Source organism: Vibrio sp. 1288 (assembly GCF_033344475.1).
Genome location: NZ_JAWPOX010000271.1, coordinates 1 through 876, shown reverse-complemented (window position 1 = coordinate 876; position 876 = coordinate 1). Strand labels below are relative to the sequence as shown.

The following is an 876-nucleotide window of genomic DNA, read 5'->3' as shown; positions in this document are numbered from 1 at the left end:
CTGGCCTAATTGATAAAACTGCCCTAGCCCCACCAACATCGCCAACGTCACTAACTGTAACACTCCAATGATTAACTTGTCGTGGCGACCGAACAGAATCGCTGTCGATTTGATACCGATTTTTAAATCGTCATCGCGATCCACCATTGCATACTGAGTGTCGTAGGCAATCGTCCACAATGCATTAATCACAAACACAAACCAAACCATCACTGGTAGCTCACCGGTTTGTGCCGCCCATGCCATAGGAATCGCCCAGCTAAACGCTAATCCCAAAAACAGCTGCGGGATATGCGTGTAACGCTTCATAAAAGGGTAGATAAAGGCTAAGACAAGGCCCGCAAAAGAGAGCTGAATCGTTAAGGGGTTCATAGTCAAAACAAGTAAGAATGAGCTCACGGCCAAAACCAAAAATAAGCCAATCGCCTCTTTCGCCGAGACCTTACCCGAAGGCAATGGACGCTGTTTAGTACGCTTCACATGACCATCGACTTTGCGGTCTGCAAAATCGTTAATGACACAGCCTGCGCTACGCATTAAAAATACACCCAGCACAAATACAATGAGCACATCCCAACTCGGTATGCCTTGGGCTGCAATGACCAGAGCCCAAACCGTTGGCCACAACAACAATAGTGAACCAATTGGGCGATCCATTCGCATCAGCTGCCAATATGCTTTGGCTTTTTCTGCGGACATTTACCCTCTCTCCTTGGCGTAAATAGGTGAATTCGATAAGAATAACTCAGCGACTAACATAGGTTTGTGATTCATCCACAACCTTGAGCGTCGTGCGAGAAAACGGCCTTGAGGCAAGTGAACCCAACCCATTTGTAGCGAGTCGCGCTCGACATTATCAGCGCTAAAGACGGTGAG

2 protein-coding genes are annotated in these 876 nt (G+C 47.5%); both read right to left on the bottom strand.

All coding sequences use genetic code 11. The features are described 5' to 3' along the window. Nucleotides 1-699: 4-hydroxybenzoate octaprenyltransferase (gene ubiA, locus R8O11_RS26165; RefSeq protein ID WP_318194732.1), on the bottom strand; the 699-nt coding region annotated here is incomplete at its 3' end. After that, nucleotides 700-876: chorismate lyase (locus R8O11_RS26160; protein WP_318194733.1), on the bottom strand; the 177-nt coding region annotated here is incomplete at its 5' end. It abuts the gene before it with no gap.